The 25287-nt window shown below is 73.6% G+C and carries 21 protein-coding genes; 3 read left to right on the plus strand and 18 right to left on the minus strand.

The annotated features are described in order from the left end of the window. Positions 1 to 133: 133 nt before the first annotated feature. The 11 genes from HFV08_RS15675 to HFV08_RS15725 form a co-directional block, all read right to left on the minus strand. Positions 134 to 1654: an FAD-dependent monooxygenase gene (locus tag HFV08_RS15675; protein ID WP_168539907.1), complete on the minus strand. Its 1521-nt coding sequence runs from the start codon at positions 1652 to 1654 to the stop codon at positions 134 to 136. 84 nt (positions 1655 to 1738) lie between these two features. Next, on the minus strand, positions 1739 to 3196 hold the full coding sequence (locus tag HFV08_RS15680; protein WP_168539909.1) for an FAD-dependent monooxygenase: 1458 nt from the start codon (positions 3194 to 3196) through the stop codon (positions 1739 to 1741). After that, positions 3196 to 4137, minus strand: a complete 942-nt coding sequence (locus HFV08_RS15685) for an aromatase/cyclase (protein WP_168539911.1) — start codon at positions 4135 to 4137, stop codon at positions 3196 to 3198. The genes HFV08_RS15680 and HFV08_RS15685 overlap by 1 nt, the downstream gene beginning before the upstream one ends. A gap of 52 nt (positions 4138 to 4189) precedes the next feature. After that, positions 4190 to 4984, minus strand: a complete 795-nt coding sequence (locus tag HFV08_RS15690) for an SDR family NAD(P)-dependent oxidoreductase (protein ID WP_168539913.1) — start codon at positions 4982 to 4984, stop codon at positions 4190 to 4192. 19 nt (positions 4985 to 5003) lie between these two features. Further along, positions 5004 to 5273, minus strand: a complete 270-nt coding sequence (locus HFV08_RS15695) for an acyl carrier protein (RefSeq protein ID WP_168539915.1) — start codon at positions 5271 to 5273, stop codon at positions 5004 to 5006. A 94-nt stretch (positions 5274 to 5367) separates the two neighbouring features. Continuing rightward, positions 5368 to 6582: a ketosynthase chain-length factor gene (locus HFV08_RS15700; protein ID WP_168539917.1), complete on the minus strand. Its 1215-nt coding sequence runs from the start codon at positions 6580 to 6582 to the stop codon at positions 5368 to 5370. Further along, the gene (locus tag HFV08_RS15705) at positions 6579 to 7850 is read right to left on the minus strand and encodes a beta-ketoacyl-[acyl-carrier-protein] synthase family protein (RefSeq protein WP_168539919.1); all 1272 of its coding nucleotides are present in this window, start codon (positions 7848 to 7850) and stop codon (positions 6579 to 6581) included. The genes HFV08_RS15700 and HFV08_RS15705 overlap by 4 nt, the downstream gene beginning before the upstream one ends. A gap of 1 nt (position 7851) precedes the next feature. Further along, positions 7852 to 8175, minus strand: a complete 324-nt coding sequence (locus HFV08_RS15710; RefSeq protein WP_040253440.1) for a TcmI family type II polyketide cyclase — start codon at positions 8173 to 8175, stop codon at positions 7852 to 7854. Positions 8176 to 8756: 581 nt separating this feature from the next. Next, entirely contained in the window at positions 8757 to 10244 is a 1488-nt protein-coding gene (locus tag HFV08_RS15715; RefSeq protein WP_168539921.1) for a multicopper oxidase family protein, read from the minus strand. Between the two features lie 153 nt (positions 10245 to 10397). Then, positions 10398 to 11087, minus strand: coding sequence for an antibiotic biosynthesis monooxygenase family protein (locus HFV08_RS15720; protein WP_168539923.1), 690 nt, complete (start codon positions 11085 to 11087; stop codon positions 10398 to 10400). Positions 11088 to 11154: 67 nt separating this feature from the next. Then, complete coding sequence (locus HFV08_RS15725; RefSeq protein WP_168539925.1) at positions 11155 to 12624, minus strand: FAD-dependent monooxygenase; 1470 nt, start codon at positions 12622 to 12624, stop codon at positions 11155 to 11157. 164 nt (positions 12625 to 12788) lie between these two features. Here HFV08_RS15725 and HFV08_RS15730 point away from each other — a divergent pair, with 164 nt between their 5' ends. Then, entirely contained in the window at positions 12789 to 13238 is a 450-nt protein-coding gene (locus HFV08_RS15730; RefSeq protein WP_168539927.1) for a nuclear transport factor 2 family protein, read from the plus strand. A 203-nt stretch (positions 13239 to 13441) separates the two neighbouring features. Here the strand turns inward: HFV08_RS15730 and HFV08_RS15735 are convergent, their stop codons facing one another. After that, complete coding sequence (locus HFV08_RS15735) at positions 13442 to 13852, minus strand: pyridoxamine 5'-phosphate oxidase family protein (RefSeq protein WP_168540049.1); 411 nt, start codon at positions 13850 to 13852, stop codon at positions 13442 to 13444. 265 nt (positions 13853 to 14117) lie between these two features. On the opposite strand from HFV08_RS15735, the gene HFV08_RS15740 reads away from it, so the two are divergent. Beyond that, positions 14118 to 14726 carry a TetR/AcrR family transcriptional regulator gene (locus HFV08_RS15740; protein WP_168539929.1) on the plus strand — a complete coding sequence of 203 codons (609 nt, stop codon included), beginning with the start codon at positions 14118 to 14120 and terminating at the stop codon, positions 14724 to 14726. 95 nt (positions 14727 to 14821) lie between these two features. On the opposite strand, the gene HFV08_RS15745 is transcribed toward HFV08_RS15740, so the two are convergent. Continuing rightward, positions 14822 to 15289: an ATP-binding protein gene (locus tag HFV08_RS15745; RefSeq protein WP_168539931.1), complete on the minus strand. Its 468-nt coding sequence runs from the start codon at positions 15287 to 15289 to the stop codon at positions 14822 to 14824. 468 nt (positions 15290 to 15757) lie between these two features. Between HFV08_RS15745 and HFV08_RS15750 the strand changes: the two genes are divergently transcribed. Further along, positions 15758 to 18598, plus strand: coding sequence for a helix-turn-helix transcriptional regulator (locus tag HFV08_RS15750; RefSeq protein ID WP_168539933.1), 2841 nt, complete (start codon positions 15758 to 15760; stop codon positions 18596 to 18598). Positions 18599 to 18608: 10 nt separating this feature from the next. Here HFV08_RS15750 and HFV08_RS15755 read toward each other — a convergent pair whose 3' ends face one another. From HFV08_RS15755 to HFV08_RS15775, 5 genes are all read right to left on the minus strand, one after another. After that, positions 18609 to 19571 (minus strand): thioesterase II family protein, encoded by a 963-nt coding sequence (locus HFV08_RS15755; protein ID WP_168539935.1) that lies wholly within the window; start codon positions 19569 to 19571, stop codon positions 18609 to 18611. Positions 19572 to 19654: 83 nt separating this feature from the next. Then, positions 19655 to 21433, minus strand: coding sequence for an asparagine synthase (glutamine-hydrolyzing) (gene asnB, locus HFV08_RS15760; protein WP_168539937.1), 1779 nt, complete (start codon positions 21431 to 21433; stop codon positions 19655 to 19657). Between the two features lie 5 nt (positions 21434 to 21438). Continuing rightward, entirely contained in the window at positions 21439 to 23235 is a 1797-nt protein-coding gene (locus HFV08_RS15765) for a non-ribosomal peptide synthetase (protein WP_168539939.1), read from the minus strand. A gap of 109 nt (positions 23236 to 23344) precedes the next feature. After that, the gene (locus HFV08_RS15770) at positions 23345 to 24169 is read right to left on the minus strand and encodes a fumarylacetoacetate hydrolase family protein (RefSeq protein WP_168539941.1); all 825 of its coding nucleotides are present in this window, start codon (positions 24167 to 24169) and stop codon (positions 23345 to 23347) included. After that, positions 24166 to 25251 (minus strand): hydroxymethylglutaryl-CoA lyase-like TIM-barrel protein, encoded by a 1086-nt coding sequence (locus tag HFV08_RS15775; protein ID WP_168539943.1) that lies wholly within the window; start codon positions 25249 to 25251, stop codon positions 24166 to 24168. The genes HFV08_RS15770 and HFV08_RS15775 overlap by 4 nt, the downstream gene beginning before the upstream one ends. Positions 25252 to 25287: the final 36 nt, after the last annotated feature.

Consider the following 25287-nt stretch of genomic DNA (forward strand, 5'->3'; position numbering starts at 1 on the left):
CGAGGCCTCGAAGGGGCGAGGCCGGGGCCTCGCAGGGGGGCGGGCGGTGTGCCGGGTGCGCCACGTACCCGGCACACCGCCCTGGGGGTCCGGCACCCGTGCGGGCGGGCGCCGGTGCTCACGGCGGTCGGGATCAGGCGGACGACGCCTCGCCGAACCACTGGCGTACGGCATCCGTCAGCCCCTCGGTGGTCTCCCCGGCCCAGGCCACATAGCCGTCCGGGCGGACCAGGAGGGCGCGGACGCCGTCGAGGCGGTCGGCGTCGCCGGGGGCGGACTTGAGGGTGGCCGTGACGGTGGTGAGCCGGTCGGTCAGCCCCCCGCCCGCCGCGCGGACCCCGGCGTCGTCGGCGAGGTCGAGCAACAGGCCCCGCCCGCCGTGCAGTTCGGCGAAGACGGCGCTCTCGCCCTCCTTGCCGACCAGGGTGTGCTCGCCGAGCCGGTGGCCGGTGAGCGGGTGGGCGCCCTCGGGGGCCGCGTAGTGCACGTCGAGGTGGCTGACGACCCCGGCCAGGTGCTGCTTGACCTCCTCGTGGCCGAGGAGTTCGGCGATGACCGTGCGCAGCGGGTCGGCCGGTTCGCCGCCGAGGAAGACGAAGCCCTGGGCGCGGGTGTTCATCAGCAGGCGGCTGCCGACCGCGTGCCGCTCGGTGTGGTAGCTGTCGAGCAGCCCCGCGGGTGCCCGCCCGGTGACGGTGGCCGCCAGCTTCCAGCCGAGGTTGGCGGCGTCCTGCACACCGGTGCTCAACCCCTGGCCCCCGGCGGGGAGATGGATGTGCGCGGCGTCCCCGGCGAGCAGCACCCGGCCGCGGCGGTAGCTGTCGACCTGGCGGGCGGCGTCGGAGAAGGAGCTGACCCAGTCGGCGCCGCCGTGGCTGATGTCCTCGCCGGTGATGTGCTGCCAGGCGGCGGCGACCTCCTCGAAGGTGACGCTCTCGTCGCGGTCGCGGGCGGGGGTGCCGTGCGGGCAGACGATGATCCGGTCCACGCCCTCGGCGAGCGGGGCCGCCATCACCATCCCGTGCGGCAGGCGCTCGCCGAGGAAGCGGGGCTTGAGGTTCAGGCCGGTGACGTCGGCGAGGAACATCGCGCGGGTCGCGGGCAGTCCGGGGAAGGCGAAACCGGCCGCCTTGCGGACCTGGCTGCCGCCGCCGTCGCAGCCGACCAGATAGCCGGCGCGCAGGGTGCGTACGCCCTCGGGGGTGCCGAAGGTGACCTCGACGCCCTCGCCGGTGAGGAAGCCCTCGGCCAGCTCCAGGAACTCCCAGCCGCGGCGGATGTCCGCGCCGAGTCCGCCCGCCCACTCCTCCAGGACCGCCTCGGTCTGGTACTGCGGGATGCCGCGGGCGCCGAAGTGGGCGCCGGGCAGGGTGGTGAAGTCGAACTGCAGGCCGCCGAAGTGGCCCATCGGGCTGGTCTCCAGGGTCTCGCCCTGGCCGAAGCGGGGCAGCAGCCCGCGCTGGTCGAAGATCTCCATCGCGCGGGCGGTGAAGCCGAGCCCGCGGGACTGCCCGGTGGGCTCGGCGAGCCGTTCGGCGACGATGACGCGGGCGCCGCCGAGCCGGAGTTCACCGGCGAGCATCAGCCCGGTCGGTCCGGCGCCGACGATGACGACATCGGCGTCCACCGCGGTCCCCTGTGCTGTCCCTGCCATGGTTTCGGTCCCTTCGTGAGGTGTGGGCGTGCGGGTGGTGCCCGGCACGGTGGGGGGGCGGTGCCTTCGGGGCGGTGGGTCTCCTCAGGCGGTGGCCTCCCACCCCGGTCCGAGTGCCTCGGCGGGCGGTGGGGTCCCGGTGGAGCCCGCCCAGGCGACATGCCCGTCGGGCCGTACCAGGACGGAGTCCTTGTCGGTCAGCGGCCCCTCCTCGGGGCGGCCGGTGAGCGTGCTGAGACGGGCCCCGTCCGGCACGTCCACGCCCGGGTTGATCCACACTCCGCGTCCGGTGCGCAGCAACTCGCTGACGGACACCCGGCCCTGAGGGCTCGTCAGGACGGTGTGCGGCAGCCGGGCGCCGAGCAAGGGGTGCGCGGGGCCCGGGAGTTGGTAGCGGATGTCGAGTCCGCTGATCATCCCGGCCAGGTGCGCGCGGACCTTCTCGTGGCGGATGAGTTCGGTCAACAGGGTGCGCAGCGGCTCCACTTCGGGGCCGCCGAGCAGCAGCATGGCCTGCGCCCTGATGTTGCCGAGGACCCGGCGGCCGACCGCGTGCCGCTCGGTGTGGTAGCTGTCGAGCAGCGCCTCGTCGCCGGGGTCCCGCAGCTGCCGGGCGAGCTTCCAGCCGAGGTTGAAGGCGTCCTGGAGGCCGAGGTTGAGGGCCTGCCCGCCGATCGGCATCTGCACATGGGCGGCGTCGCCCGCGAAGAGGATGCGCCCGCGCCGGTAGTGCACCAGCTGCCGGGAGGCGTCGCCGAAGGTGTTCACCCACAGCGGGGTGCCGCCGGAGATGTCCTCCCCGGTGACCTGCTTCCAGGCCGCCACGACCTCCCCGAACTCGGCCTCCCCGGTGCGGGGTTGGGCGGTCGAGCCGAAGACGTGGGCCATCACCCGGGTCACCCCGTCGCCCCGCCGGGCGGCGATGGCCAGGCCCCGCGGCAGCCGCTCGAAGCGCCGATCGGGTACCTCGATGCCGTCCACGTCGGCGCGCAGCAGCTCCCGGGTGGCGCTCTGCCCGGGGAAGACGACCCCGGTCAGCCTGCGGACGGTGCCCTCCTCGCCGTCGCAGGCCACCAGGTGGCGGCCGCGCACCAGGACGCGCCTGCCGCCAGGTCCGGTGGCCTCGGCCTCGACGTACTCCGCCTGGTCGCCCGGGTTCAGCGCGTGCACCTGGTGGCCGCGGCGGATGTCCGCGCCGAGGCCGAGCGCCCACTCCTGGAGCAGTTCCTCGGTGCGGAACTGCGGCACCTTCCACTGGCCCGGATAGCGGCTGGGCAGCGTCAGATCGAGCGGGATGCCGCCGAAGTGGCCGCGCGGCTCCTGCGGCGGGGTGCCGAGGCCGGCCAGCAGTCCCCGGCTGTCGAGGATCTCCATGGTGCGGGCGTGCAGGGTGGAGGCCCGCGACTCGGTCGTGGGCGCCTCGCGCTGTTCGAGCACCACCACCTCGGCGCCGCCCAGCCGGAGTTCACCCGCGAGCAGGAGCCCGACCGGACCGGCGCCGACGATGATGACCTGGGTCTCCAGGCGGTCCGCGGTGTCCATCAGCCCTGGCGCTCCGCGTGGTCCTTGGCGTGGTTCAGGGTGGCGGTGCTGTTGGTGGACAGCGCGCCCTGCACATAGGCGCGGGCGTCGGCGACGGTGGCGTCGGCGCCGAGGATCTTCTCGATGTTCTCGGGGCGCAGGGTGACGGTGTGCTGGGAGGAGGCGGTGGTGTGGGTGCCGGTGGGATCCTCCTCGAAGGTCCAGATCCCGGTGTGCAGGGTCATCAGCGCGGGCAGGGTGACCTGCTTGTAGGCGATGCGGTGGTGGGGGAAGGTGACCCGGTAGGACTTGGTGGTGTGGGTGGAGCCGTCCTTGGCCCGGGTGTCCATCTCCAGCTCCTGGAGGCCGGGGGTGTCCTCGGCGAGCCGCACCCGTGCGACGTGCGGGAGCCGCTCGTCCCACTTGTCGGCCTGGTCGATGAAGTCGTACGCGTCCTTGGCGGCGCCCTCGATCCGCACCGTGTCCGTGAACGAGAACGTCAACTCCTCAGCGGCGTGCGCGAGTTCGACGTTCTCCTTCAGCCCGGCCAGTTCCTTGGTGCTGTTCTTGTCGACCGCCGTCTCGATCCACAGCAGATCGTGCGGGTCGTCGCCGATGGCCTTGAAGGCGTGCAGCAGCCGCACCCGCGAGGAGCCGGCGCCCTGCGGCTCGATGATCCAGGTGCCGTTCATCTCCGCCACGGGGGCGGGGCTGACCTCCTGGCGGAAGGTGATCCGCAGGCTCTCCTCGTCCAGCGTCCGGTGCGAAGTCCAGTTCTTGGCCTCGCCGTTGGCGGTGGCCCAGATGTGGATCCGCTCCTCGCCGGGGCCGAGGTCCTCGCGGTCGACGTAGATGGTCGGGGGGAAGATGCGGGGCCAGTTGGCCACCTCGGCGAGCAGCCGGTACACGGCCGCCGCCGGCGCCGCGATGGTGATCTCGTGCTCGACCTCACGGGTCGTCATAGCCACAACTCCAGTACAGGTGAAGGGGGGTGCGGGGGTTGCCGTACGGGCGTCAGAAGTTGCCGAGTCCACCGCAGACGTTCAGCGCCTGGGAGGTGAGGGAGGCGGCGGTGTCGGAGGCGAGGTAGCCGACGAGCCCGGCGACCTCCTCCGGGGTGGAGTAGCGGCCGAGGGGGATCTTCGCCTGGAACTTCTCCAGGATCGCCGCCTCGCTGGTGTCGTAGGCGTCCGCGTAGCCCTGGCGCACCCGCTGGGCCATGGGGGTCTCGACGTAGCCGGGGCAGACCGCGTTCACGGTGATCCCGGTCGGCGCCAGTTCATTGCCCAGCGCCTTGGTGAACCCGACGACGCCGTGCTTGGAGGCCGAGTACGGGGCGCCGAGGACGACACCCTGCTTACCGGCCGTGGAGGCGATGTTGATGATCCGGCCCCGGCTCTTGGCACGCATGCCGCCCGCGTTCAGGACCTCCTTGGTCATGCGGAAGACGCTGGTGAGGTTGGTCTCGATGACATCGGCCCACAGCTCGAAGGGGATGTCCGCGGTCACCCCGCCACCCGAGCGGCCCGCGTTGTTGACCAGCACGTCCACCGTCCCGAAGCGGTCCACGGCGGCCTGCACGAAGGCCCGCACCGAAGCGTCCTCCCGCACGTCCAGGACGGTGCCGTCCACGTCCAGGCCCTCGGCGGTCAGTTCCTTGACGGTCGCCGCGACCCGGTCGGCGTCCCGGGCCCCGAGGAAGACCCGGTGCCCCTGCTCGGCGAGCAGCCGCACACTCGCCAGTCCGATACCACTGGTGCCGCCCGAGACGAGGGCGAGGCGGCCGTTCTCCTGGGTGTTCTCGGTCATGGTGAAGGTTCCTTCGGGCTCAGGCCGCACCGGCGGTGGACAGGTGGGCGTTGACGGCGTCGATGAGGGCGCGCGGGGTGTCCGCGTCGGTGATGACCTCGTCGTCCAGCGAGATGCCGTACTCGCGCTCGATGGCGCCGCCGGTCTCCAGGAGGGCGAGGGATTCGTAGCCGAGGACCTCGAACTCGGTGTCGAGGATCTCGCCGTCCAGGTCGACGCCCTCGGCGGCGCCGGCGGACTGCAGCAGGATCCGCTTCAGGTCGTCGAGGGTGAACGCGGCGGTGGCCATGGGGTGTCCTTCCATCGGGATGTCACGGGGCGAGCGGGGCGGCGCGGGGACGGGGAGCCGGCGCGCACTCAACTGCGCGGCGGGGCAGGGTGGTTCACTCGGGGCCGCAGACCACGAGCGCGGAGTTGAAGCCGCCGTGCCCGCGCGCGAGGACCAGCGCGGTGCGCAGCTTCGCGGGCCGCGGCTGGGCGAGGACGAGGTCGAGCCCGTACTCGGGGCAGGGCTCCACATGCACGGTCGGCGGGATCACCTGGTCGCGCAGGGCGAGCAGGGCCGCGGTGACGTCCAGCGGCGCGGCCCCCGAGTACAGCCGCCCGGTCATGGTCTTCGGCGCGGTCACCGGGACGCCGCGGATCCCGAAGAGCGCGGTGAGCGCCTCGGCCTCGGCGCGGTCGGCGGCGGGTTCGCCCGCGGCGTCCGCGAAGACCACGTCGATGTCGGCGGCGTCCACGCCCGCGTCCGCGAGCGCCGTCCGCGCGGCCCGGAGCAGGGCGGGCGGGCGTCCGCTGCCCGGCCTCGGGTCGAAGGTGGCGCCGTAGCCGAGGATCCGGCCGTGCACCCGGGCGCCGCGGGCACGGGCCGCCTCGGCGTCCTCCATGATCAGGATGGCGCCGCCCTCACCGGGCACATAGCCGCGGGCCTCCCGGTCGAAGGGCAGATAGGCGCGGGCCGCCTCGGCGCTGGTGGACATCCGGCCGCCGGAGAGCTGCGCCACCCAGCCCCAGGGGCAGAGCGAGGCGTCGACCGCGCCGGTGACGATCAGCGGGGTGCCCCGGCGGATCTGCCGCCGCGCCTGGGCGAGGGCGTCGAGCCCGCCGGCCTGGTCGCTGACCACCACCCCGCTCGGGCCCTTCATGCCGTTGCGGATGGAGATCTGGCCGCTGTTGACCGCGTAGAACCAGGCGAAGGACTGGTACGCGGAGACGAACTGGCTGCCCTGGCTCCAGAGTTTGCGCAGCTCGCCCTGGCCGAACTCGAAGCCGCCGGAGGAGCTGGCGGTGACCACGCCCATGTCGAAGGAGGGCAGTTCGGCGGGGGTGATGCCCGCGTCGGCCAGCGCCCAGTCGGCCGCCGCGAGCGCCATCCGGGTCATCCGGTCGGTCTGCGGGATCAGCCTGCTCGGCAGGTGGTCCTCGGCGACGAACCCGGGTACCTCGCCCGCGAGTTGGGCCGGATAGCCGGAGGGGTCGAAGTGGGTGAGGCGGGCGATGCCGCTCTTGCCGCCGAGGGTGGCGGCCCAGTAGTCGCGCAGGCCGAGGCCGTTGGGCGCGGCGACCCCGATTCCGGTGATGACCGCCGGTGCGCTCATGCCGGGCTCCTCTCCGGGCGGGCGAGCACCATCGCGCTCTGGAAGCCGCCGAATCCGCTGCCGACCGAGAGCACCGCGTCGGTGCGCTGCTCGCGGGCGTGCAGGGGGACGTAGTCGAGGTCGCACTCCGGGTCGGGGGTGGTGAGGTTGGCGGTCGGCGGCACCGTGTGGTGCTCCATCGCGAGCGCCGAGGCGGCGATCTCGATGGAGCCGATCGCGCCGAGGGAGTGGCCCACCATCGACTTGATGGAGCTGACCGGGGTCGCGTAGGCGTGCGCGCCGAGGCTCTTCTTGAAGGCGGCCGTCTCGTGCCGGTCGTTCTGCTTGGTGCCGGAGCCGTGCGCGTTGACGTAGTCGATGGCCTCCGGGGCGAGCCGCGCCTCGTCGAGGGCGAGCCGGATCGCCTCGGCCATCTCCGCGCCGTCGGGGCGCAGTCCGGTCATGTGGTACGCGTTGGAGCGGGTGGCGTAGCCCGCGAGTTCGGCGTAGACGTGCGCGCCGCGGCGGCGGGCCGACTCCCACTCCTCCAGGACGAAGAAGGCGCTGCCCTCGCCGAGCACGAAGCCGTTGCGGGTGCCGTCGAAGGGCCGCGAGGCGTGCTCCGGGTCGTCGTGGCGCGGGGTGGTGGCCTTGATGGCGTCGAAGCAGGCCATGGTGATGGGCGAGATGGGGGCGTCGGAGGCCCCGGCGACCATCACGTCCACCGAGCCCTCGCGGACCAGTTCCAGGGCGTAGCCGAGGGCGTCGATGCCCGAGGTGCAGCCGGTGGAGACCACGGTGCTGGGGCCCTCGGCGCCCACCGCCCAGGCGACCTCGGCGGCGAAGGAGCTGGGCACCAGGTGGTTGTAGAGGTGCGGCACCGCGTAGGCGTGGTCGACCAGGTCGAGCCGGCCGCCGTCGCTGACCACCCGGTACTCCTCGTCCAGGCCCATGGTCGCGCCGACCGCGCTGCCGACGGTGACGCCGGTGCGGTGCGGCTCCAGGGCCGCGGTCTCCAGGCCGCTGTCGGCGAGGGCGCCGCGGGCGGCGACCACGGCCAGCTGGGCGGCGCGGTCCATGCGGCGCACCTCGTGCGGGCTCAGCCCGTGCGCGTACGGGTCGAAGTCGATCTCGGCGGCGACCCGGGAGCGGAAGGGCGCGGGATCGAAGAAGGTGATGCCGCGGGTGGCGGTGCGGCCCTCGCTGAGCAGGCTCCAGAAGTTCTTGGTGCCGACACCACCGGGGGCGAGGACCTCCATCCCGGTGATCACGACTCTGCGCCCGGGCACCTCACGCCTCCCAGGTGTAGAAGCGCTGGGCCATCGCGTCGGCCGGGGAGCGCCAGGTGGCGGGGTCGTAGGCCTCGATGAAGGGCTTGAGGTCCTGGCTGATGCCGATGAAGCGCGGGTCGGTCTTGGCCTCCTCGATGCGCTCGCCGCCGTTGTCCTCGTCGAAGTCCTGGAGGTGGAAGTACAGGCCCTTGTACGCGAAGAGCTGGCGGCGCCGCGTACCCATGCGGTGCGGCATTTCCGTGGCGTCGAATTCACCGAAGAGCCCGGCCACGTCCTTGCTCGAACCGAGGTCCATCCGGGCGACGATCAGCGTGCTGTGCATATCTTCTCGCTCCTTGGCAGTTGCGGTCTGTGCGGCACTCGGCTGCGCCCGCGAAAGCGCCGCCCCCGCGCCGGAGACACAAACCGGCCCGGGAATTGCATTCACGAATCCATTCGGCCGCCCATGGGAGCTCGGCGGTGTTCTGCGGCCCGCCGCAGGCACTTTTCCGGCACTCGGTGAAAAGGAGTGGCGGGGAAGTGCCTTACCGGCGGCCGCCCCCCGGTGACATCGCCCGGTGTGGTAAATGGTTCTTCCAAAGCCCGCGTCCTACAAGGCGCCCTTGTGCATTTCTCGGTACGGAATCGTCAGGTACCGCAGAGCCGCCCCCGCAATGTCAGAGGACCGCCAGGCGAACGTCAGGAAGCGGCACGGACGGGTCAGGGAAGTGACCGGACGCCACCCGGGAGGCGGCTGGGGCGGGGGCGCGAGCGGGTGCGCGGGGTGGTGCCGGGTCAGCCGGGGCGCCCGGGCCGGTACGGGCGCGGGGGCGCACACCGGTTTCGGGCATGACCCGGAGGCGTACCGGTACACCGGCACGCCCCCGTGGCGTCAGGGATCCCGGCGGCGCGGCCGCCGCCCGCTCAGCCGACCCGCATGGTGGCCATCATCCCCATCGCCGCGTGGTCGATCATGTGGCAGTGGTAGACGAAGTCCCCCCGGTAGCCGCCGAAGGTGGCCTGCACCTTGACCGTCTCCCCCGGGGCGAGCCGCACGGTGTCCTTCAGGCCGCTCTCCGGACCGGCCGTCACCGGCTGGCCGTTGCGCTCCACCACCCTGAACTGCACCAGGTGCACATGGAAGTTGTGGCTGCCGCGGTCGTTGGCGTTGCGGATGGACCACAACTCGGTGGAGCCGAAGGGGATTTCGGCGTCGACCCGCCCCTCCTCATAGGCCTTGCCGTCGATCAGGCCGATGCCGTCCGCGCCCATCAGGAGCTCGATCTCCCGGGTGCGGTCCGGCGCCGGGAGCGGCGGCAGCGAGCGCAGGGTGTCCGGGATCCGGCTGCGGTCCTCGGCCCGCTCGCCGACCCGGAATTCGAGCAGGTCGCCGATCTGGTCCTCGGGCCCGGGCGGGCTGGCCACCGCGTTCTTCAGGACGAGCCTGGTGCCGGCCGCGTACCGCGCGAAGTCGACCACGATATCGGCGCGTTCACCGGAGGAGAGGGTGAGCGAGGCGGTGGTGAAGGGCTTGGCGAGCAGTCCGCCGTCGGAGCCGATCTGCACATAGGAGGAGCCGTCGGAGAGCCGCAGGTCGAGGGTGCGCAGATTGGAGGTGTTGACGATCCGGAAGCGGTACTTGCGGGCGGCGACGGCGAGATACGGATAGGCGACGCCGTTGGCCAGCATCAGATTGCGGTCCTTGCCGTCGTTCATGGCGTAGACGATCTGCCCGGCCTCGTCGAGGCGGATGTCGCGGATCGCGATCGGCACGTCGTAGGCGCCCGAGGGCAGCGGCAGCCGCTGCTCGGTCTCGTCGGTGAGCAGATACAGGCCGGTCAGCCCGCGGAAGACGGTCTCGGACTCCTGGTGGTGGGCGTGGTCGTGGAACCAGAGGTTGGCGTGCGCCTGCTCGTTGGGGTAGGTGTACGTGCGGCTCGCGCCCGGCTGGACCAGGTCCATCGGCCCGCCGTCGCTGGACTCGGGCACATGGCCGCCGTGCAGATGGACCGAGGTCGGCACGGTCAGCTCGTTGACCTGCCGGATCACGGTGCGGCGGCCCCGTACCGCCTTGATCACCGGCGGGGCGAAGCAGCCGTCGAAGGTCCGCACCCGGGTCTTCAGGCCCGGCACGATCTCGCACTCCGTCTCCCGCTGGCGCAGCTCGTACGTCTCCGCGCGGGCGGTGCGGCGGCGCGGGCTCAGCACGGGCAGCGCGGGCAGCGGCCGGGTGAACTTCACCAGCGCCGAGACGTCGAGGTCGGCGGCCCCGGCGGCGGCCTCCCCGGCCGCCTCCCCGGGCGCGGCGGCCCCGGCCTCGGTGCCGCCGAGCAGCGGTACGGCGAGCCCGGCGGCGCCGAGGGTGCCGGTGAGGGCGGCGCCGGAGCGGAGTGCGGTTCTGCGGGTGAACATGTCTTCTCCCCGTTGAGACGACGACAGCGGGGGCCGGGCGGCGTCCGGCCCGGCCCTTCTTCGGTGCGAGACGACGGCGAACGCCCGGCCCCGTCGGAGGGCCGGGCGTCGCCGCGGCTGGCCGGCCCGGAACTCCCGGGCCGGGCAGGGGTGTTACTCGCCCGCCGAGCGGGTGTGCACGACCCGGTAGGTGTTGGAGTCCACCGAGGTGATCAGCGAGCGGACGGTGGCCTCGGCCTCCTTGCGCTCGGCCGAACGCTCGCCCTCCGGCTGGGAGTTGAAGGCGTCGTAGGCCTCCTTGCTCGCCCACTGGGAGTAGGCGACCACGAAGGAGCCTTCGAGTCCGCGGGCGGCCCGGCCCTTGAGGACGGAGTGCGAGCGGTAGCCGTCGACCTTCAGGAAGTGGTCCTGGGAGAGCGCCTCGACGAGCGCGTCCTGGTTCTCCTTCTCCACCCCGAAGACCGTGATGACGGTGTAGTCGTCGCGGTCCGGGGAGATCTCGGTGACGCCGTTCAGCTCCGGGGCGCGCTGGGTGTAGACGATGTCGTTCTGCAGCAGCCGGATCGAGGTGGTCATCTCGCCGAAGACCGGCAGCGTGCGGTGCTTGAACTCCTCGCCCGCGTACCGCTTCTCGAGGTCCTCGCCGCTGCGCCACTGGATGAAGTTCGCGGTGCCCGGCTGGTCGACGCCCGCGTGCACGGTGCTGGAGATCCAGCCCTCGTAGGTGGCGGCGTCGACGATCTTGCGCATCTCACCGAGCAGCTTCTCCTGCTTCTCGGGGGCGTCCGCGGTGAAGAGGTTGAGCACGGTCAGGTAGCCGTCTTCGGTGGAGATCTTGGGCATGCTGTCGTCGCTTCCTTCTCGGAGGGTGGGAGAGCAGAGGTACGTGGCGGGGCGGGGCCCCGGGGGCTCAGTCGGCGGTGCCGAACCAGTGGTCGAGGGCCTCGGGGAGCCCCTCGGCGCCCGAGCCCGCGGGGGCGGCCCAGGCGACATAGCCGTCGGGGCGCACCAGCAGGGCGTCCAACTCGGCGCCGATGCCGTGGCTTTCGGCGGTGACGACCTCGACGCGGCCGGCGTGGCCCTCGGCCGCCTTGCGGGCCTCGGCGCTGCCGGAGAGGTCGAGCAGGACGCCCCGGCCCTCGGCGAGCAGGGCGAAGACGGTGGTCTTCTCGCCGCCGACGGCCAGCTCGCGGTCGGGCAGGCGGCGGCCGAGCAGCGGGTGCTCGCCGGGGACGGTGGAGTGCCGGATGTCGAGGCCGGTGACCATGCCGACCAGGTGCTTGCGGACCACCTCGTACCCGGCCAGCTCACCCATCACGTCGACCAGCGGCTTCATCTCCTCGCCGCCGAGGTAGAGGCTGCGCTGGGCGAGGGTGTTGACGAGGATGCGGCGGCCGACCGGGTGCCGCTCCTCGTGGTAGGTGTCGAGCAGCCCCTCGGGCGCCTTGCCCTTGAGGTCCAGGGCGAGCTTCCAGCCGAGGTTGACCGCGTCCTGGATCCCGGCGCTCATGCCCTGGGCGCCGATCGGCAGATGGATGTGGGCGGCGTCGCCCGCGACGAAGACCCGGCCGCTGCGGTAGGCCTCCGCCTGGCGGCTGACGTCGGTGGTGGAGCTGACCCAGTGCGGGGTGGCGCCGCTGATGTCCTCGCCGCACAGCCGCTGGAAGGCCTCGGAGGCCTCCTCGAAGGTGATCGGCTCGGCCGACTCGCGCAGCGGCTGCGTACGGTCGAAGTAGATGATGCGGCTGCGGTCGGGCCCGAGCGGCAGCACCATCACCATGCCGCCGGGGACCTTCTCGCCGATGAACCGGGGGCGCAGCTGGATCCCGGAGATGTCCGCGAAGCGCAGCTCGATCTCCGCCTCGCTGCCCGGGAAGCCGATCCCGGCGGCCTTGCGGACGACGCTGCGGGCGCCGTCGCAGCCGACCACGTACCGGCCGCGCAGCCGGGACTCGCCCTCCCCGGTGCGCACCTGGAGGGTGACGCCCTCACCGTCGTCGTCGAGGCCGGTGACCTCGACACCGCGGCGGATCTCGGCGCCCTTCTCGCGGGCCCACCCGGCGAGGACGCCCTCGGTGCGCGACTGCGGAATTCCGCGGGCGCCGTAGGAACCGCCCTCGACGATCTGGAAATCGAGCGGCACTCCGCCGAAATGCCCGAACGGGATGACGTCGACCTGACCGAAACGGGCGAGGAGTCCGCGCTGGCCGAATTCCTCGATGGTCCGCGCGGAGAAACCGAGGGCGCGGGACTGCTGGATCGGTTCTTCGAGCCTGTCGACCACGAGGGCCGAAATTCCGTGCAGCCCGAGTTCCCCGGCGAGCATCAGTCCCGTGGGTCCGGCACCGACAATGATCACGTCCGCGTCAAAGTTTTCCATCTGCCCTCTCCCGACGGTGTTGCCTCATTCTTCCCAGGAATGCGGCAAGGGGTAAACAGTCGTCAAGTACAGGCCTTGGGGCGGCTACTACAGGCCTTCGACAGGAACGTCAGATCCATGACAGGAAGCCTGGCAGGCCACGAATGGCGGGCAATCCTTCAGGTATGACGCCAAGCGAATCGACCGCCGAAATCGCGGAACTCCTGGACCGGTACCTGATCACCCTGGACGACGAGAAGCTGGACGACGACTGGACGCGGAGCCTGTTCACCGAGGACGCCTCGGTGACCTTCCCGGTCGGCGGCCACCAGGGCGCCGCGGGCATGGGCGCCTTCCACCAGCGGACCCTGGACGCCTTCACCTGTACCCAGCACATGGGCACCCACGCCTTCGTCGAGATCGAGGGCGGCGGCGACACGGCCCGGCTGCGCGCCAACTGCACCTCGACCCATGTCCACCGCCCGGAGAACGCCGCGGAGCTGGGCCCGCTCTTCCAGACCGGCACCTTCGTGGACGGCCGCGCCCGCAGGACCCCCGAGGGCTGGCGGCTGTCGGCGCTGAGCTTCCGCCTGATGTGGAAGCACGGCACCCCGCCGGGCGGCAAGGGCCGGTAGCGCACCCGCACGGGCCCGTCCGCCGGGGGCGGGCCCGCACACCCCCGCCCGGAACGTCCCCCGGCACACGGGAAGCGGGGCGCCGCTCGGACGCCCCGCTTCCTCTGCGTACCCGTACGTACCCGCACGTCCCCGCACGGATCGGTACGCGCTCACCCCTCGCGTACGGAGCCGCGCACGGCGGCCGAAGTACCCGCCCCCGCTCAGCTGTTGAGGCTCATCACCCGGTCCACGGCGATCTCGACCACGACCCGGCCCGGCGGATTGGGCGGCGGCGAGAGGTAGCGGGCGGCGTAGCGGCGGGCGCCCTCGGTGACCCGTACGGGGTCCTCGGAGACCGTGGCGGCGCCCTCCAGGGTGACCCACTTGAACCCGGCGACCTGGCAGAGCGCGGCCCGGCCGCCCGGCGCCGCGAGCACATTGCGCACCTTGCGGGAGTCCCGCACGGTCATCACCCGGGCGAGCCCCGACCGCGCGTCCCAGGTGAAGCGGACGGCGACCACATGCGGGGTGCCGTCGGGGCGGAGCGTGGTCAGGGTGGCCAGGTGGGGCTCGGCGAGGAAGGCCTCCACCGAGGGCGTCACCTGTGGCGCGCTCGCCCGTTCCCGGGACATCGACATCGTGTACGTCCTTCCCTGTTCCCTCGGTTCCCCGGTCCGGGCCTGCCACCGCGGACGGGCCACCGGTACGGGAATCGGACTCCGCTTCCGATATTTCAGTACAGGCGAGAGCGCGAAGAGGTGTCAACCACCGCCCGGCGGCCCGCGGTTGATCACCCAACCACCCCAAACCACCCGCCGGGTGTGCAAGTTGGCCGATTGCACGCTCCGCCGAGCGCCCGGAGGGGGCATAGTAGAGTCAACCGGAAGGAGGTTCCGCATGGCGGCAGGCAGCGAGAAGACGACCGGCGCCGAGAAGGCGCAGAGCAACCGTCCCCGGCTCCGCGCGGACGCCGAGCGCAACCGGGCCCGCGTGCTCAACGCCGCGCGGGAACTCTTCGCGGAGCGCGGCGCCGAGGTGTCCATGGACGAGGTGGCCCGCCGGGCCGAGGTCGGCATCGGCACCCTCTACCGGCACTTCCCCACCAAGGAGGCCATGGTCATCGCCGCGGGCCAGCAGCGCTTCGGGGAGATCCTGACCTACTACCGCACGGTCTGCCGCGACTCCGCCGAACCGCTCCAGGCCCTGCATCTGCTGCTCACCCGGATCGCCGAAGTGGAGTCCCGCGACCGGGGGTTCGCCACCGCCGTCACCGAGGGCAGCCTCGGCTCGGAGGGCCCGCGCAGCCCGCTGCGGGAGGACCTCGAAGCGGAACTCATGGCGCTGATCGGCAAGGGCCAGGAGGGCGGCAGCATCCGCCAGGACATGGCGAGCGTGGACATCCTCTCGCTCACCTGCGGGCTGACCTCGATCGTGCACCGCCGCAGCGGGGACTGGCGCCGCTACATCGACATCATGCTGGACGGGCTCAAGTCCCAGGCGGCCTGAGGCCGTTCGGCCCGCGGAAGCCGGGGAGGCACGGGCTCGGGCGCGAAAGCCGGAGAGGCACGGGCTCGGGCGCGGAAGCCGGGGAGGGACGGGGCTCAGGCCGCCGCGACCGCGATCTCGGCCCGCACCCGGGTCCCGCGCTCCGTACGGTCCACATCGCAGGCGACCGCGTAGGCGTCGACGAGTTGCAGGCCCCGGCCGCAGCGCGCGCCCGCGTCCTCGGCGGCGAGGCGGGCGGCGGGGCGGTGCTTCCAGCGGCCCTCGTCGTCGACATGGACGGTCAGGGCGAAGTCGCTGAGCACGATCCGCAGGGTGACGTCCCGGCTGCCGCTGTGCAGCAGGACGTTGGTGACGAGTTCGGTGACGATGACGCAGGCCGCTTCCTGGGCGCTGCCGGGGAGGTCCCACTGCCGGGAGGTGTCCCTGGCGAACCGCCGCAGCAGGGGGACCGCTTCGGCGCTCACCGGCATCGAGCACAGCGCCTCGGTCTCCCGCAGGGCGGTCGCCCGCGGCGCGAGACGGACGGGAGCGGCGAGCGGACCCGGGTCCCTGACGGTGCTCATGTGTAGCTCCAGATCTCCCTGACCGGGGTGAGTCGGGATGGTGGATTCACACGCTGACGGTGAAGGGCCGAAGGCCCGACTGCACAGGCACTCGGAAGGTGAGGGGGAGAGACCGGACCGCCTTGTGGGGAGACGGCCCGGACGCTCACCGACCGCGCCCGGCACCTTGATCAGGTCCCGGACACGTACCTGGGGGGTGGTGTCTCTACATTCGGGGCTGGCCGCCGGGCCACACAATCAGGGACACTGAACTACGGATACGCAAACAACTCCTGACCCCGCGGGTCTCCCCGGGGCGCCCCGCATCCGGGCGGGCCCGGTCCGTACCGCACGCCGCCCCGCAGGGAGCCGCCCACCGGCCGGAAGACCGCGGTCAGGAGCACGGGAGGCGAGCGTGGCGACGGAGGGCAGGGGCGTGAGCGTGCGGTGACCGCGAGTGAGCCTACCGCAGACCTCCGGCTGCGCCGCATGCTGACCTCTCAGGGCAGCGCGCTCGGCCTCGCCCTGGTCGCCGGACGCGCCGGTACGGGCAAGAGCCGCCTCGTCGGCCGCCTGCTCGAACTGCCCGACGCCCGCGGCCGCTCGGTCCTCGTCGTCTCCTTCACCGCGGGCGAGTCCGTCCTGCTCAACCGGCTCCCCGCGGCGGGCACGGCGCACCCGCTCGGCGAGGAGCGCCGGCTGCCCGGCCGCCGCGGTCAGCTCGCCCGCTCCGCCGGGGAACGGGTGCCGCCCGCCCGCCGCGGGCCCGGCGGCGAGGCGCGGGCCGCCGCCCCTGAGAAGAGCGCCGACGCCGCCCGGGCCACCGCGGGATCGCGCGATGTGCTCACCGCGCTCGGCGCCCTCGCCCACTCCGGCGGACCGGCCCTCCTTGTCGCCGAGGACGTGCACCGCGCCGACCCGGCCGCCCGCGCGGCCCTGCGCCAGCTGCTGACCCGCCCACCCGCCGCGCTGACCGCCGTGCTCACCTACCGCCCCGAGGAACTCCCCGAGCGCGGACTGCCGTTGGGCGCCCCGGTGGACTATCCGCCGGAGGCCGCGGTGATCCGCCTCGACCTCGGCCCGCTCACCGAGGAGGCGCTGGCCGCCCACGCCGTCGAGGTGCTCGGGGAGCAGCGCTGCGCCCCCGGCTTCACCGCCCGGCTGCACGAGCGCACCGGTGGCGTCGCCCAGGTCGCCGCGGACCTGCTGCGCGCCCTCGACGACGGCGGCCGGGACCCGCTCGGCCCCGCGGACGTGGACGCGGCGGGCGTGCCGGTCCGCCTCGCCGAGCTGACCGCCGGGCGCACCGGCGCGGTGCCCGAGGAGTACCGCCCGGTGGTGTGGGCCGCCGGGGTGCTCGGCGAGCCCGCGCCCGCGCAGGAGCTGGCGGCCGTCGCCGGGATGGAGCTGCCCCGGGGCCGCGAGGCGCTGCTCGCCGCGGAGACCGCCGGGGTGCTCTGCGAGTTCGACCGCGGCCGCTACGGCTTCGACGTGCCGCTGGCCGCGCTCGCCGTGCACGAACTGCTGCCCGGCACTGTGCGCGAGGACCTGCACCGCCGGGCCGCCAAGGTCCTCGGCCGCAGGCAGCCGGTGCCCTGGGCACGGCTCGCCCGGCACCACCGGCACAGCGGCCGCACCCGGGACTGGCTGCGCGCGGTGGAGCGGGCCGCCGAGCAGTTCGCCGCGGGCGGCCGCCACCTGGAGGCCATCGCGCTGCTCGACCGGACCCTGGCCGCGCCGGAGATCCCGCAGCAGCACCGGGTGAAGCTGGCCCTGCTGCTCGCCCGCAGCGCCGTGGTCGCGCTGCGCACCGACGAGACCGTGGGCGTGATGCGGCACATCGTCGACGATGTCGACCTGCCCGTGGAGGTGCGCGGCGAGATGCGTCTCGACCTCGCCCTGCTGCTCTCCAACACGGTCGGCCTCGGCGAGGGCGGCCGCGCCGAACTCACCCAGGCGGCCGAGGAGTTGGAGTCCCGCCCGGATCTGGCGGCGCGGGCCATGTCGGCGCTCGCGATGCCGTACTGGCCGGGCCCGCCGCTGGCGGAGAACCTGCGCTGGCTGCGGCGCGCGGAGGAGGCCGCGGAGGAGAGCGGCAACCTCGCGGTGCAGATGGCGGTGGCCGCCAACCGGGCCACCGTGATGCTCAACATCGGCCACCCGGACGCCTGGCAGCTGGTCGACCGGCTCCCGCGCGACATCGAGGAACTGGCGGCACGGCAGCAGGTCGCCCGCGGCGTGGTCAACGCCATCGACTCCGCCTTCTGGCTCGGCGAGTACGACCGCGCCGCCGAACTCCTCGCCGAGGGCCGCGAGTTGTCCGAACGCACCGGCGCCATGGGGGCGCACCGCACCGGCCGCAGCACCGAACTCCTGCTGCTGCTCGCCACCGGCCACTGGCAGGGCCTCGGCGAGAGCGCGAACGCCTACGCCGCGGAGGTCGGCGAGACCCACCTCGCCGCCGTGGACGCCGACTTCGTACGGGCCGTCCTCGCCCTCGCCAAGGGCGACTGGAGCCGGGTCACCGAACTCACCTCCGGCAACGGCCCGTTGACCCGCTCCCCCGCCGTACCCCTGGACGCCGCGAGCGCCATGCTGCGCATCCGCCTGGCCCTCGCCAAACGCGAGACCGAGGCCGCCGCCGAGGAGGCCCGCGGTGCCTGGGAGCGCCTGCGCCGCAAGGGGGTCTGGGCCTGGGCCGCCGACCTCGCCCCCTGGGCCGTCGAGGCGCTGGCCGCCGCCGGGCACCGGGAGACCGCCGACACCTGGGTCGCGGAGTTCGCCGCGGGTGTCGAGGGCCTGCTGGTGCGCATCCCCCGGGCCTCCCTCGCCCGCTGCCGCGCCGCCCTCGCCGAGAACGCCGAGGAGCACGGCAGGGCCGCCGCCCTCTACCGCGAGGCGGCCGCCGCGTACGAGGAACTGCCGCGCCCCTACGAGGCCGCGCTCGCCCACGAGGGCGCGGGCCGCTGCGCGCTGGCCGTCGGCTCCGCCGCCGAGACCGACCGCGGCGTGGACGAACTCACCGGCGCCGCGAAGGTGCTCGACGACCTCGGCGCCGTCTGGGACGCCGCCCGGGTCCGCGCCACCCTGCGCAGCAACCACCAGGTCGCCGACCGCCGACCGCCGGGCCGCCCCGGCTACGGCGGCCAGCTCTCCCCCCGCGAACGCGAGGTGGCGGTCCTGGCCGGCACCGGCCTCACCAACCGCGAGATCGCCGAGACCCTCCACCTCTCCTCGCGCACGGTGGAGCAGCATGTCGCCCGCGCGCTGCGGAAGTTGGGCGCCCACTCACGGCAGGACCTGGCCGCTGCCGGGGAGGCGGAGGAGTAGGGCGGGACCGCTACCGGGGCGCCGGTCCTCCGGCCGGGCTCCCCGCGCCGTCGTCGTCCGGCAGCCGGGTGGCGGCCGTCGTCCTCGTCGTGTCCGCCGCCCCCGTGGTGGCGGTCGTCCCCGTGGCGGCGGTCGTCCCCGTGGCGGCGGTCGTCCCGGTGGTGGCCCGCCTCCCCGTGCCGGCGGTCGCGCCGGTCGCGGGCGGCGTCACCACGGCGTTCACGCGGGCGAGGAACTCCGGCGATGCCAGGACGTCCGTGTGCCCGCCGGGCAGGGCGGCGGAGGCGAATCCGCCGGTGGTCGTGCCGGCCCACGCCGCGATCCGCTCGTCGGCCGTGATCGGGTCCTCGCGGCCCCGTACCGCGAGGACCGGGCAGCGCAGCCGTACCCCCGCCGGGCCCGGGAAGGCGGTCAGCAGCGCGAGGTCCCACCAGGCGGTGTCGACGGCGATCGCCCGCCACTCCTCGTCCGGCACCTGCCCGAGGACGTCCTCGCCGAGGCCCTCCAGATACGCCCGGGTCGCCTCGCGCGAGCGGGCGGCCTCGACGGGCAGCCGCACCCGGTCCGGGGCATCCGCCCCGACGACGACCAGCGCGGCGACCTCGGTTCCGGTGGCCTGGAGCGCCGCGGCGGTGGCGTAGGCGAGGAAGGCGCCGAAGCTGTGCCCGAGCAGGACGCGCGGCGGTCCTGGCAGGGCGCGGATCCGGGTGGCGCAGGCGGTCACCAGGGCTTCGAAGGAGTCCGGGCCGGGGGGTGCCGCGGCCCGCCCCGGGTACTGGAGGGCGAGGAGCCGCGTGCCGGGCGGCAGGGCGTCGCGCAGGGTACGGAACTCGCTGCCGAAGGCGCCCGCGCCGGGGAAGGCGACGACGTCCCGGGGCACGGCGTACGCCTCGTGCACCGCCGGGGCCTCGTCCGCCGCCGGGGCCGACTTTCCGTCCGGGTCCGCCTTCCCGTCCGGAGCCGTGTTCCCCACCGGAGCCGCCTTCCCGTCCGGAGCCGCTTTCCCGTCCACGGCTGCGTTCCCGTCCAAGGCCTCATTCCCGTCCAGGGCCCGGTTCACCATCGCAGCCCCAGCTCGTCGACGATCATCGCGAGGCTGAGCGCGCTCAGCCGGAAGTCCCATTTGCCGCCCGTGGGGCCGGGTGCCTGGTCCATGCAGGACGGGTCGAACACCCCGCTCGCGGCGACCAGTTCGCGCCAGTCGCGCCAGGTGCGCTCGTCGGCGACCGCATGCAGGCCCTGGGCGGTGAACCCGCGCTTGGCCCGGTCGATCACCCGGTCCGGCACGATGCCGCGGTAGGCCGCCTTCAGCACGGCCTTGCCCTCGAAGTCCTCGACCTTCGCCGCGTCCGGGATCCGCTGGGCGTGCTCCACCACCGCGTTGGCCAGGAAGGGGTAGCGGCCCTCCACCGAGTTCGCCATGAGCATCGCGTCGCCGTGGTCGCCGAGCAGATGCCCGCCGAGCTGTACGTGCACATCGGCCACCGACCGCAGCTGGGCCCGCGTCAGCGACCGCGCCTCGGCGTCGGTGAACGGGATCAGCCGCGTCCGCCAGAACTCCCGTCCGCGCACCGCCTCTTGAGCGGCGGCCGACAGGTATCCGGCGCGGCGGGACTCGGCCGCGGCGGGATCGGCCTCCCAGCCGAAGTCCGCCCGGCCCCAGGCGGTTTCGTTCTCGGGGTGGGCGGGGCGCTTCAGGCGCGGGGCGGTGTCGAAGGCGTAGGAGTCGTAGCCGAAGAAGAGTTCGTCGGCGCCCTCGCCGGAGATGACGCCCTTGATGCCCGCCGCGCGCACCCGCTCGGACAGCATCAGCGCCGCCACGTTGTAGGTCTCGCGCTGCGGCACGCAGCAGTGCCGCACCATCTCCTCGAACCGCCCGGCGATGTCCGCGCCCCGGCAGACGACCTCCTCGTGCTTGCTGCCCGCGGCGGCCACCACCTCGCGCTGGTACTCGGCCTCGTCCAGCGCCGGATCGTCGAAGACCACCGAGAACGAGCGGACCCGGTCGGAGAGCGCGGCCGCCTCCATCAGCAGCGCCGAGGAGTCGAAGCCGCCGCTGAGGTACGCGCCGATCTCGACGTCGGCGTCCAGGCGCGCGGCGATCGCCGACCGTACGCTCTCCCGCAGTTCCCCGGTGGACACCGGAGCGGCGCCGTCCGCGCGTCCCGTCCAGCCCTCGCCGTACCGCCAGAACCGCTCGGTGCGCTGCCCCTCGGCGTCGCAGCGCACGGCGCAGGCCGGTTCGACGGCGTGCACCCCGCTGACCACGGTGCGCGGGGCGACGATATTGCCCAGCGAGAGGTACTGGTCGACCGCGCCCAGGTCGAGCCGCCACGGGCCGTCCAACACCCGTACCAGCGGCTTCAGTTCGGAGCAGAAGTGCACCCGGCCCTCGACGACCGCGAAGTACAGCGGGCAGATGCCGAACCGGTCCCGCGCCAGGTAAAGGATGTTCTCGGCCTGGTCGAGCACCGCCGTGGCGAACTGGCCGTCGATCCGGGCCAGTCCGTCCACCCCGTACCGCGCGAACAGCTCGGGCACCACGGCCACGTCCACGCCGTTCACCGGCTCGACGCCCAACTCCCGCCACAGCTCACGGGCGTTGAACACCTCGCCGTTGGTGAGCGCCACGAACCGGCCGCCGCGGTCCTGGGCGGGCTGCCACCCGTCGGCGAGGCCGGTCATGCCGAGCCGGGCGAGCTTGGCCGACAGCGCCGGGGTGTCCAGCGAGTACGTCTCGTCCGGGCCGCGGTGGCCGAGCCGGGCGTGCAGCTCGACCGGGATCCCGCGGTCGAGACGTCCGTCCGGGGCGAAGGTGCCGCTGATGCCGCACATGTCCGCTACACCGTGCCCGTCGGCAGCCGGTCGACGAGCGCCTGGAGGTTCTCGGCGCGCAGCACGTCCCGCACGCCCGCCTCGGCCCAGCCGAGTTCGCGGAGCCTGCCGACCAGGAGCAGCGTCGTGGCGGAGTCCCCGCCGATCTCGAAGAAGTTGTCCTCGGCGCGGACGTTCTCCAGGCCGGTCAGCTCGCGCACCAGAGCAAGGACCTCGTCCCCGGCCGCCCGCGGCGCACCGGCGGTGTCCTCGGCGACGGCCGGCTCGGGGGCCGGTGCCGTCTCGCGGCTCCGGCGCAGCGCCTCCCGGTCGACCTTGCCGTTGGGGGTGTACGGCATCCGCTCCACCCGCTTCACCACCGAGGGCACCTTGTACCGCTCGACCACCGACTCCAGGTGCGCGCGCAGCTCCCGCGGGTCGGCCTCGCCCACGTAGTAGCAGGCCAGCACCTCGGCCGCGGTCCCCCCGCCCTCGGTGCCCGCGACGGACTCGGCAAGGACCACCGCCTCGCGCACCGACGGCAGGCGGCAGGCCACCGCCTCGATCTCGCCGGGGTCGATGCGGTAGCCGCGCACCTTGAGCCGGCGGTCCAGGCGTTCGACGTAGAACAGCTCGCCGCCGCGGCGCTCCACGACGTCCCCGGTGCGGTAGACGGGGCGGCCGTCGTCGTCGCGGAAGCGGACGATGCCCTCCTCGGTCAGATAGCCGACGCCCACGCTCCGCCCGAGCACCACGAGTTCGCCGCGCTCCGGGTCATGCGCGCTCCTGTCGGCCGCGTCGAGGGCCGGGTCGAGGGCCGCGTCGGGCTCGGCACCGGGCGGCAGCAGGGCGTACGCGCAGTCGCCGACGATCTCGCCGAGCGGCACCCCGTCGTGGCAGTCGGCCGCGTCCAGCGGCGGGGTCAGCAGATTGCAGACGGTCGTCTCGGTGAGCCCGTAGGCGTTGTGGAAGGCGGCGACGGCCGACCACCGCTGGACCACGGCCTGCCGGCACGGTCCCCCGCCGTTGATCACATGGACCAGCGCGCTGTCCTTCGGCGGCCGGGTCTCGGTGAGCGCGAACGGGGTCGTCTTCAGATGGGTGATCCGGAAGTCGCCGAGGGTGGCGGCCAGTTCGGTGCCGGGGGTCAGCGCGTCCTCGCCGACCACGACGAGGCAGGCGCCCGAGGTGAGCGTCCACAGGATCTCGGTGACGCACCCGTCGAAGGTCAGCCGCGCGAACTGCAGGGTGCGGCAGCCGGGCCCGGTCTCCAGGCGGCTCACATGGTCGGCCACCATCGGGGCCAGCGCCTCGGCGGCGACGAGCACGCACTTGGCCTCGCCGGTGGAGCCCGAGGTGAACACCGCGTAGGCGAGCTGCTCCTTGACCTCCCAGGGGGTCTCCAGGCCCGCGGCCCCGGCATCCGGCGCGGGCCGGGGGCGCGGGGTGCGCCCCGGCCGCGGCACCAGGTCGACCGCGGGGGTGCCGCCGGGGCCGCCGGGGTACCGGGTCACCGCCTCGACGTCCAGCGCGGCGAACTTCTTCTCCGTCGAGGCCTCGCTGTCCCGCGGGTCCACCACGACGAAAGGCCGGTCGGCCCAGAGGGCCGCGACCATCGCGAGGATCGGCCCGGCGCCGCGGGTGCCGTCGATGCCGACGAAGCCGCGCGGGCCGACGAGGGTGTCGAGCCGGTCCGCGAGGCGCTGCGCCGCCGCGCCGAACTCGCGGTAGGTGAGCGCCCCTTCGGGGGTCTGGACGGCGAGGCTGTCGGGGAAGGTCTCGACGGCGTGCCGGATCGCCTGGGCCACCGGGGTGTCTCGCATGAGCAGGGTCGTCCTCATCCTCGATGTCGCTCGGTGTCGCTCGGTGTCGCTCGGTGTCGCTCGATGACGGCAGATGCGGTGGGCCCCCGGCCGGGGGCCCGCGGCCGGGTCAGGTGACGGGGTGCCCGAGGTGCCCGACGCCCTCGACGACGGCCTCCACCCGGTCGCCGGGGTTGATCACCGCGGCGCCCGGGGTGCCGGTGCAGATCACGGTGCCGGGCGCGAGCGTGCGGCCCGCGGTGAAGTGCTCGACGAGGCGGCCCAGGTCGTAGCGCATCCCGGAGACCGGCGCCGAGGCGATCACCTCGCCGTTGCGGACGGTCGACACGGTCAGCGACCGCAGCCGCTCGTCGTCGAACTCGTCCAGGGTCACCAGCTGCGGACCGATGCTGCAGAAGGTGTCGAAGCCCTTGGACCAAGGGATGTGCCGCGGGTTCTCGCGGATGGCGTCCTCCGCGGTGAGGTCGAGCACCGCGGTCACCCCGGCGACCACGTCCCGCCAGCCGTCGCGGGAGACGTTCTTGCAGGGGAAGCCGATGACCAGGCCGAGTTCGGCCTCGGCGGTCACCCGGTCGCTCTGCCGGGGCAGTTCGATGGTCCCGGCGTTGTCGATCAGGCAGCTGCCGGGCCGCAGATACGAGCCGGGGGCCGAGGTCGGCTGGTCGGCGCCCAGGTCCTGGGAGTGGCCGAGGAAGTTGAGCCCCGCGCCCCAGATGTCACCGCCGTCCATCACCGTGGCCGCCCGCGTGAGGTCCAGCTCCGCTCCGGGGGCCTCGGCCAGCCGCGGTTCCACCAGCCGCGCCCGCCCCTCGGGGACGGCCAGGTCCACCAGCCGGACGCCCGCGGGCAGGCCGTCCAGCCGCGTCCACCGTGCACCGTCGGCGCTCGCGTACCGCTCGGCCTCGTCGCCGTTCTTCCACCGTACGAATCTCATCGGGCCCCTCCTGCTGGTTGCCCCGGCCCGGTGGCCGAAGCGGTGGCACTGGTCGCGAGCCGGGACTTCGGCGCGATGCTGCGCGCGGCGAGGCCGACCTCGCCGCGGCCCGCCTCGTACCGGGCGATCCGGACGGCCTCCGCCATCACGGCCGCCTCGCCGAGCCCGAACTCCGCGCTGGTCTTCTCGACGAAGTCGAAGAGACCCGAGTGCATGCCGATCACCCCGCCGAGCACCTGCATCCGGCGGTCCTCGGGGACGACGTCGAGCGTGCTGCGGCACAGCTGCGCGAGGCGGGCCAGCTCCTGGTAACCGAAGCGGTCCTCGCCCTGCACCGCGAGGATGCCCGCGAGCGATTCGATGCTCGCGTTGCCCGCGCCGCGCCCGAGCCCGTCCAGGGTGGCGTCCACGACCGACGCCCCGGCCTGCGCGGCGGCCAGGCTGTTGGCGTTCGCCATGCCCAGGTTGTCGTGGCCGTGGAAGCCGACCGTGCCGGTCACCTCGGCGACCGCCCGTACGTAGCGTTCGACGTCGGCGGGGAGCATCGAGCCGTTGGAGTCGACGACGTACACGCCCGCGAGTCCGGCCGGGATGTCCTTGAGGAAACCCGCCAGCTCCCCGGCCGGGGTGTCGCTGGTCTTCATCAGGTTGAGGTACACCCGCTCGCACAGCTCGACCGAGGTGCTGAGGTAGTCGAGGACCTCGGGGACCCGGTGCGCCTCCACGCCGACCCGGACGAAGGACATGCCGTCCGCGCAGAGGGCGGCCAGCGTCGCGAGGCTGCTGAACTCGGGCTGGGCGAACATGCCCCAGGCCGTCGAGTGCAGCCGGGCGGCCGCGAGTTCGCACCAGCCCTTGAGGTCGATGGTGCACGCCGGAGCGCCCTTGCGTTCGGCCTCGAAGCCGAAACCGTGCCCGAGTTCCACCAGCCGCACCGGTGTCCGGTCGAGCCCGGTCAGCAGCTCGCCGACGAACTCCGTCTCGAACCGGAAGTCGACCGCGTAGCCGCCGTCGCGCAGCGTGGTGTCGAGCAGTTCCCAGGGCCGGCCGTCGTCGGCCGCCCCGTCCGGTGTCCCGTGCATCTCGTCCCCCTTGGTTGTGTGGGCCCCTGTCCGCCC

It is taken from the genome of Streptomyces physcomitrii (assembly GCF_012273655.1).
Lineage (GTDB): Bacteria > Actinomycetota > Actinomycetes > Streptomycetales > Streptomycetaceae > Streptomyces > Streptomyces physcomitrii.

Excerpts from the sequence above, each read along its gene's own strand:
- HFV08_RS15675 (WP_168539907.1), bottom strand. The coding sequence starts at position 1,654 with ATGGCAGGGACAGCACAGGGGACCGCGGTGGACGCCGATGTCGTCATC.
- HFV08_RS15680 (WP_168539909.1), bottom strand. The coding sequence starts at position 3,196 with ATGGACACCGCGGACCGCCTGGAGACCCAGGTCATCATCGTCGGCGCC.
- HFV08_RS15685 (WP_168539911.1), bottom strand. The coding sequence starts at position 4,137 with ATGACGACCCGTGAGGTCGAGCACGAGATCACCATCGCGGCGCCGGCG.
- HFV08_RS15690 (WP_168539913.1), bottom strand. The coding sequence starts at position 4,984 with ATGACCGAGAACACCCAGGAGAACGGCCGCCTCGCCCTCGTCTCGGGC.
- HFV08_RS15695 (WP_168539915.1), bottom strand. The coding sequence starts at position 5,273 with ATGGCCACCGCCGCGTTCACCCTCGACGACCTGAAGCGGATCCTGCTG.
- HFV08_RS15700 (WP_168539917.1), bottom strand. The coding sequence starts at position 6,582 with ATGAGCGCACCGGCGGTCATCACCGGAATCGGGGTCGCCGCGCCCAAC.
- HFV08_RS15710 (WP_040253440.1), bottom strand. The coding sequence starts at position 8,175 with ATGCACAGCACGCTGATCGTCGCCCGGATGGACCTCGGTTCGAGCAAG.
- HFV08_RS15715 (WP_168539921.1), bottom strand. The coding sequence starts at position 10,244 with ATGTTCACCCGCAGAACCGCACTCCGCTCCGGCGCCGCCCTCACCGGC.
- HFV08_RS15720 (WP_168539923.1), bottom strand. The coding sequence starts at position 11,087 with ATGCCCAAGATCTCCACCGAAGACGGCTACCTGACCGTGCTCAACCTC.
- HFV08_RS15725 (WP_168539925.1), bottom strand. The coding sequence starts at position 12,624 with ATGGAAAACTTTGACGCGGACGTGATCATTGTCGGTGCCGGACCCACG.
- HFV08_RS15730 (WP_168539927.1), top strand. The coding sequence starts at position 12,789 with ATGACGCCAAGCGAATCGACCGCCGAAATCGCGGAACTCCTGGACCGG.
- HFV08_RS15735 (WP_168540049.1), bottom strand. The coding sequence starts at position 13,852 with ATGTCCCGGGAACGGGCGAGCGCGCCACAGGTGACGCCCTCGGTGGAG.
- HFV08_RS15740 (WP_168539929.1), top strand. The coding sequence starts at position 14,118 with ATGGCGGCAGGCAGCGAGAAGACGACCGGCGCCGAGAAGGCGCAGAGC.
- HFV08_RS15745 (WP_168539931.1), bottom strand. The coding sequence starts at position 15,289 with ATGAGCACCGTCAGGGACCCGGGTCCGCTCGCCGCTCCCGTCCGTCTC.
- HFV08_RS15750 (WP_168539933.1), top strand. The coding sequence starts at position 15,758 with ATGCTGACCTCTCAGGGCAGCGCGCTCGGCCTCGCCCTGGTCGCCGGA.
- asnB (WP_168539937.1), bottom strand. The coding sequence starts at position 21,433 with ATGTGCGGCATCAGCGGCACCTTCGCCCCGGACGGACGTCTCGACCGC.
- HFV08_RS15765 (WP_168539939.1), bottom strand. The coding sequence starts at position 23,235 with ATGCGAGACACCCCGGTGGCCCAGGCGATCCGGCACGCCGTCGAGACC.
- HFV08_RS15770 (WP_168539941.1), bottom strand. The coding sequence starts at position 24,169 with ATGAGATTCGTACGGTGGAAGAACGGCGACGAGGCCGAGCGGTACGCG.
- HFV08_RS15775 (WP_168539943.1), bottom strand. The coding sequence starts at position 25,251 with ATGCACGGGACACCGGACGGGGCGGCCGACGACGGCCGGCCCTGGGAA.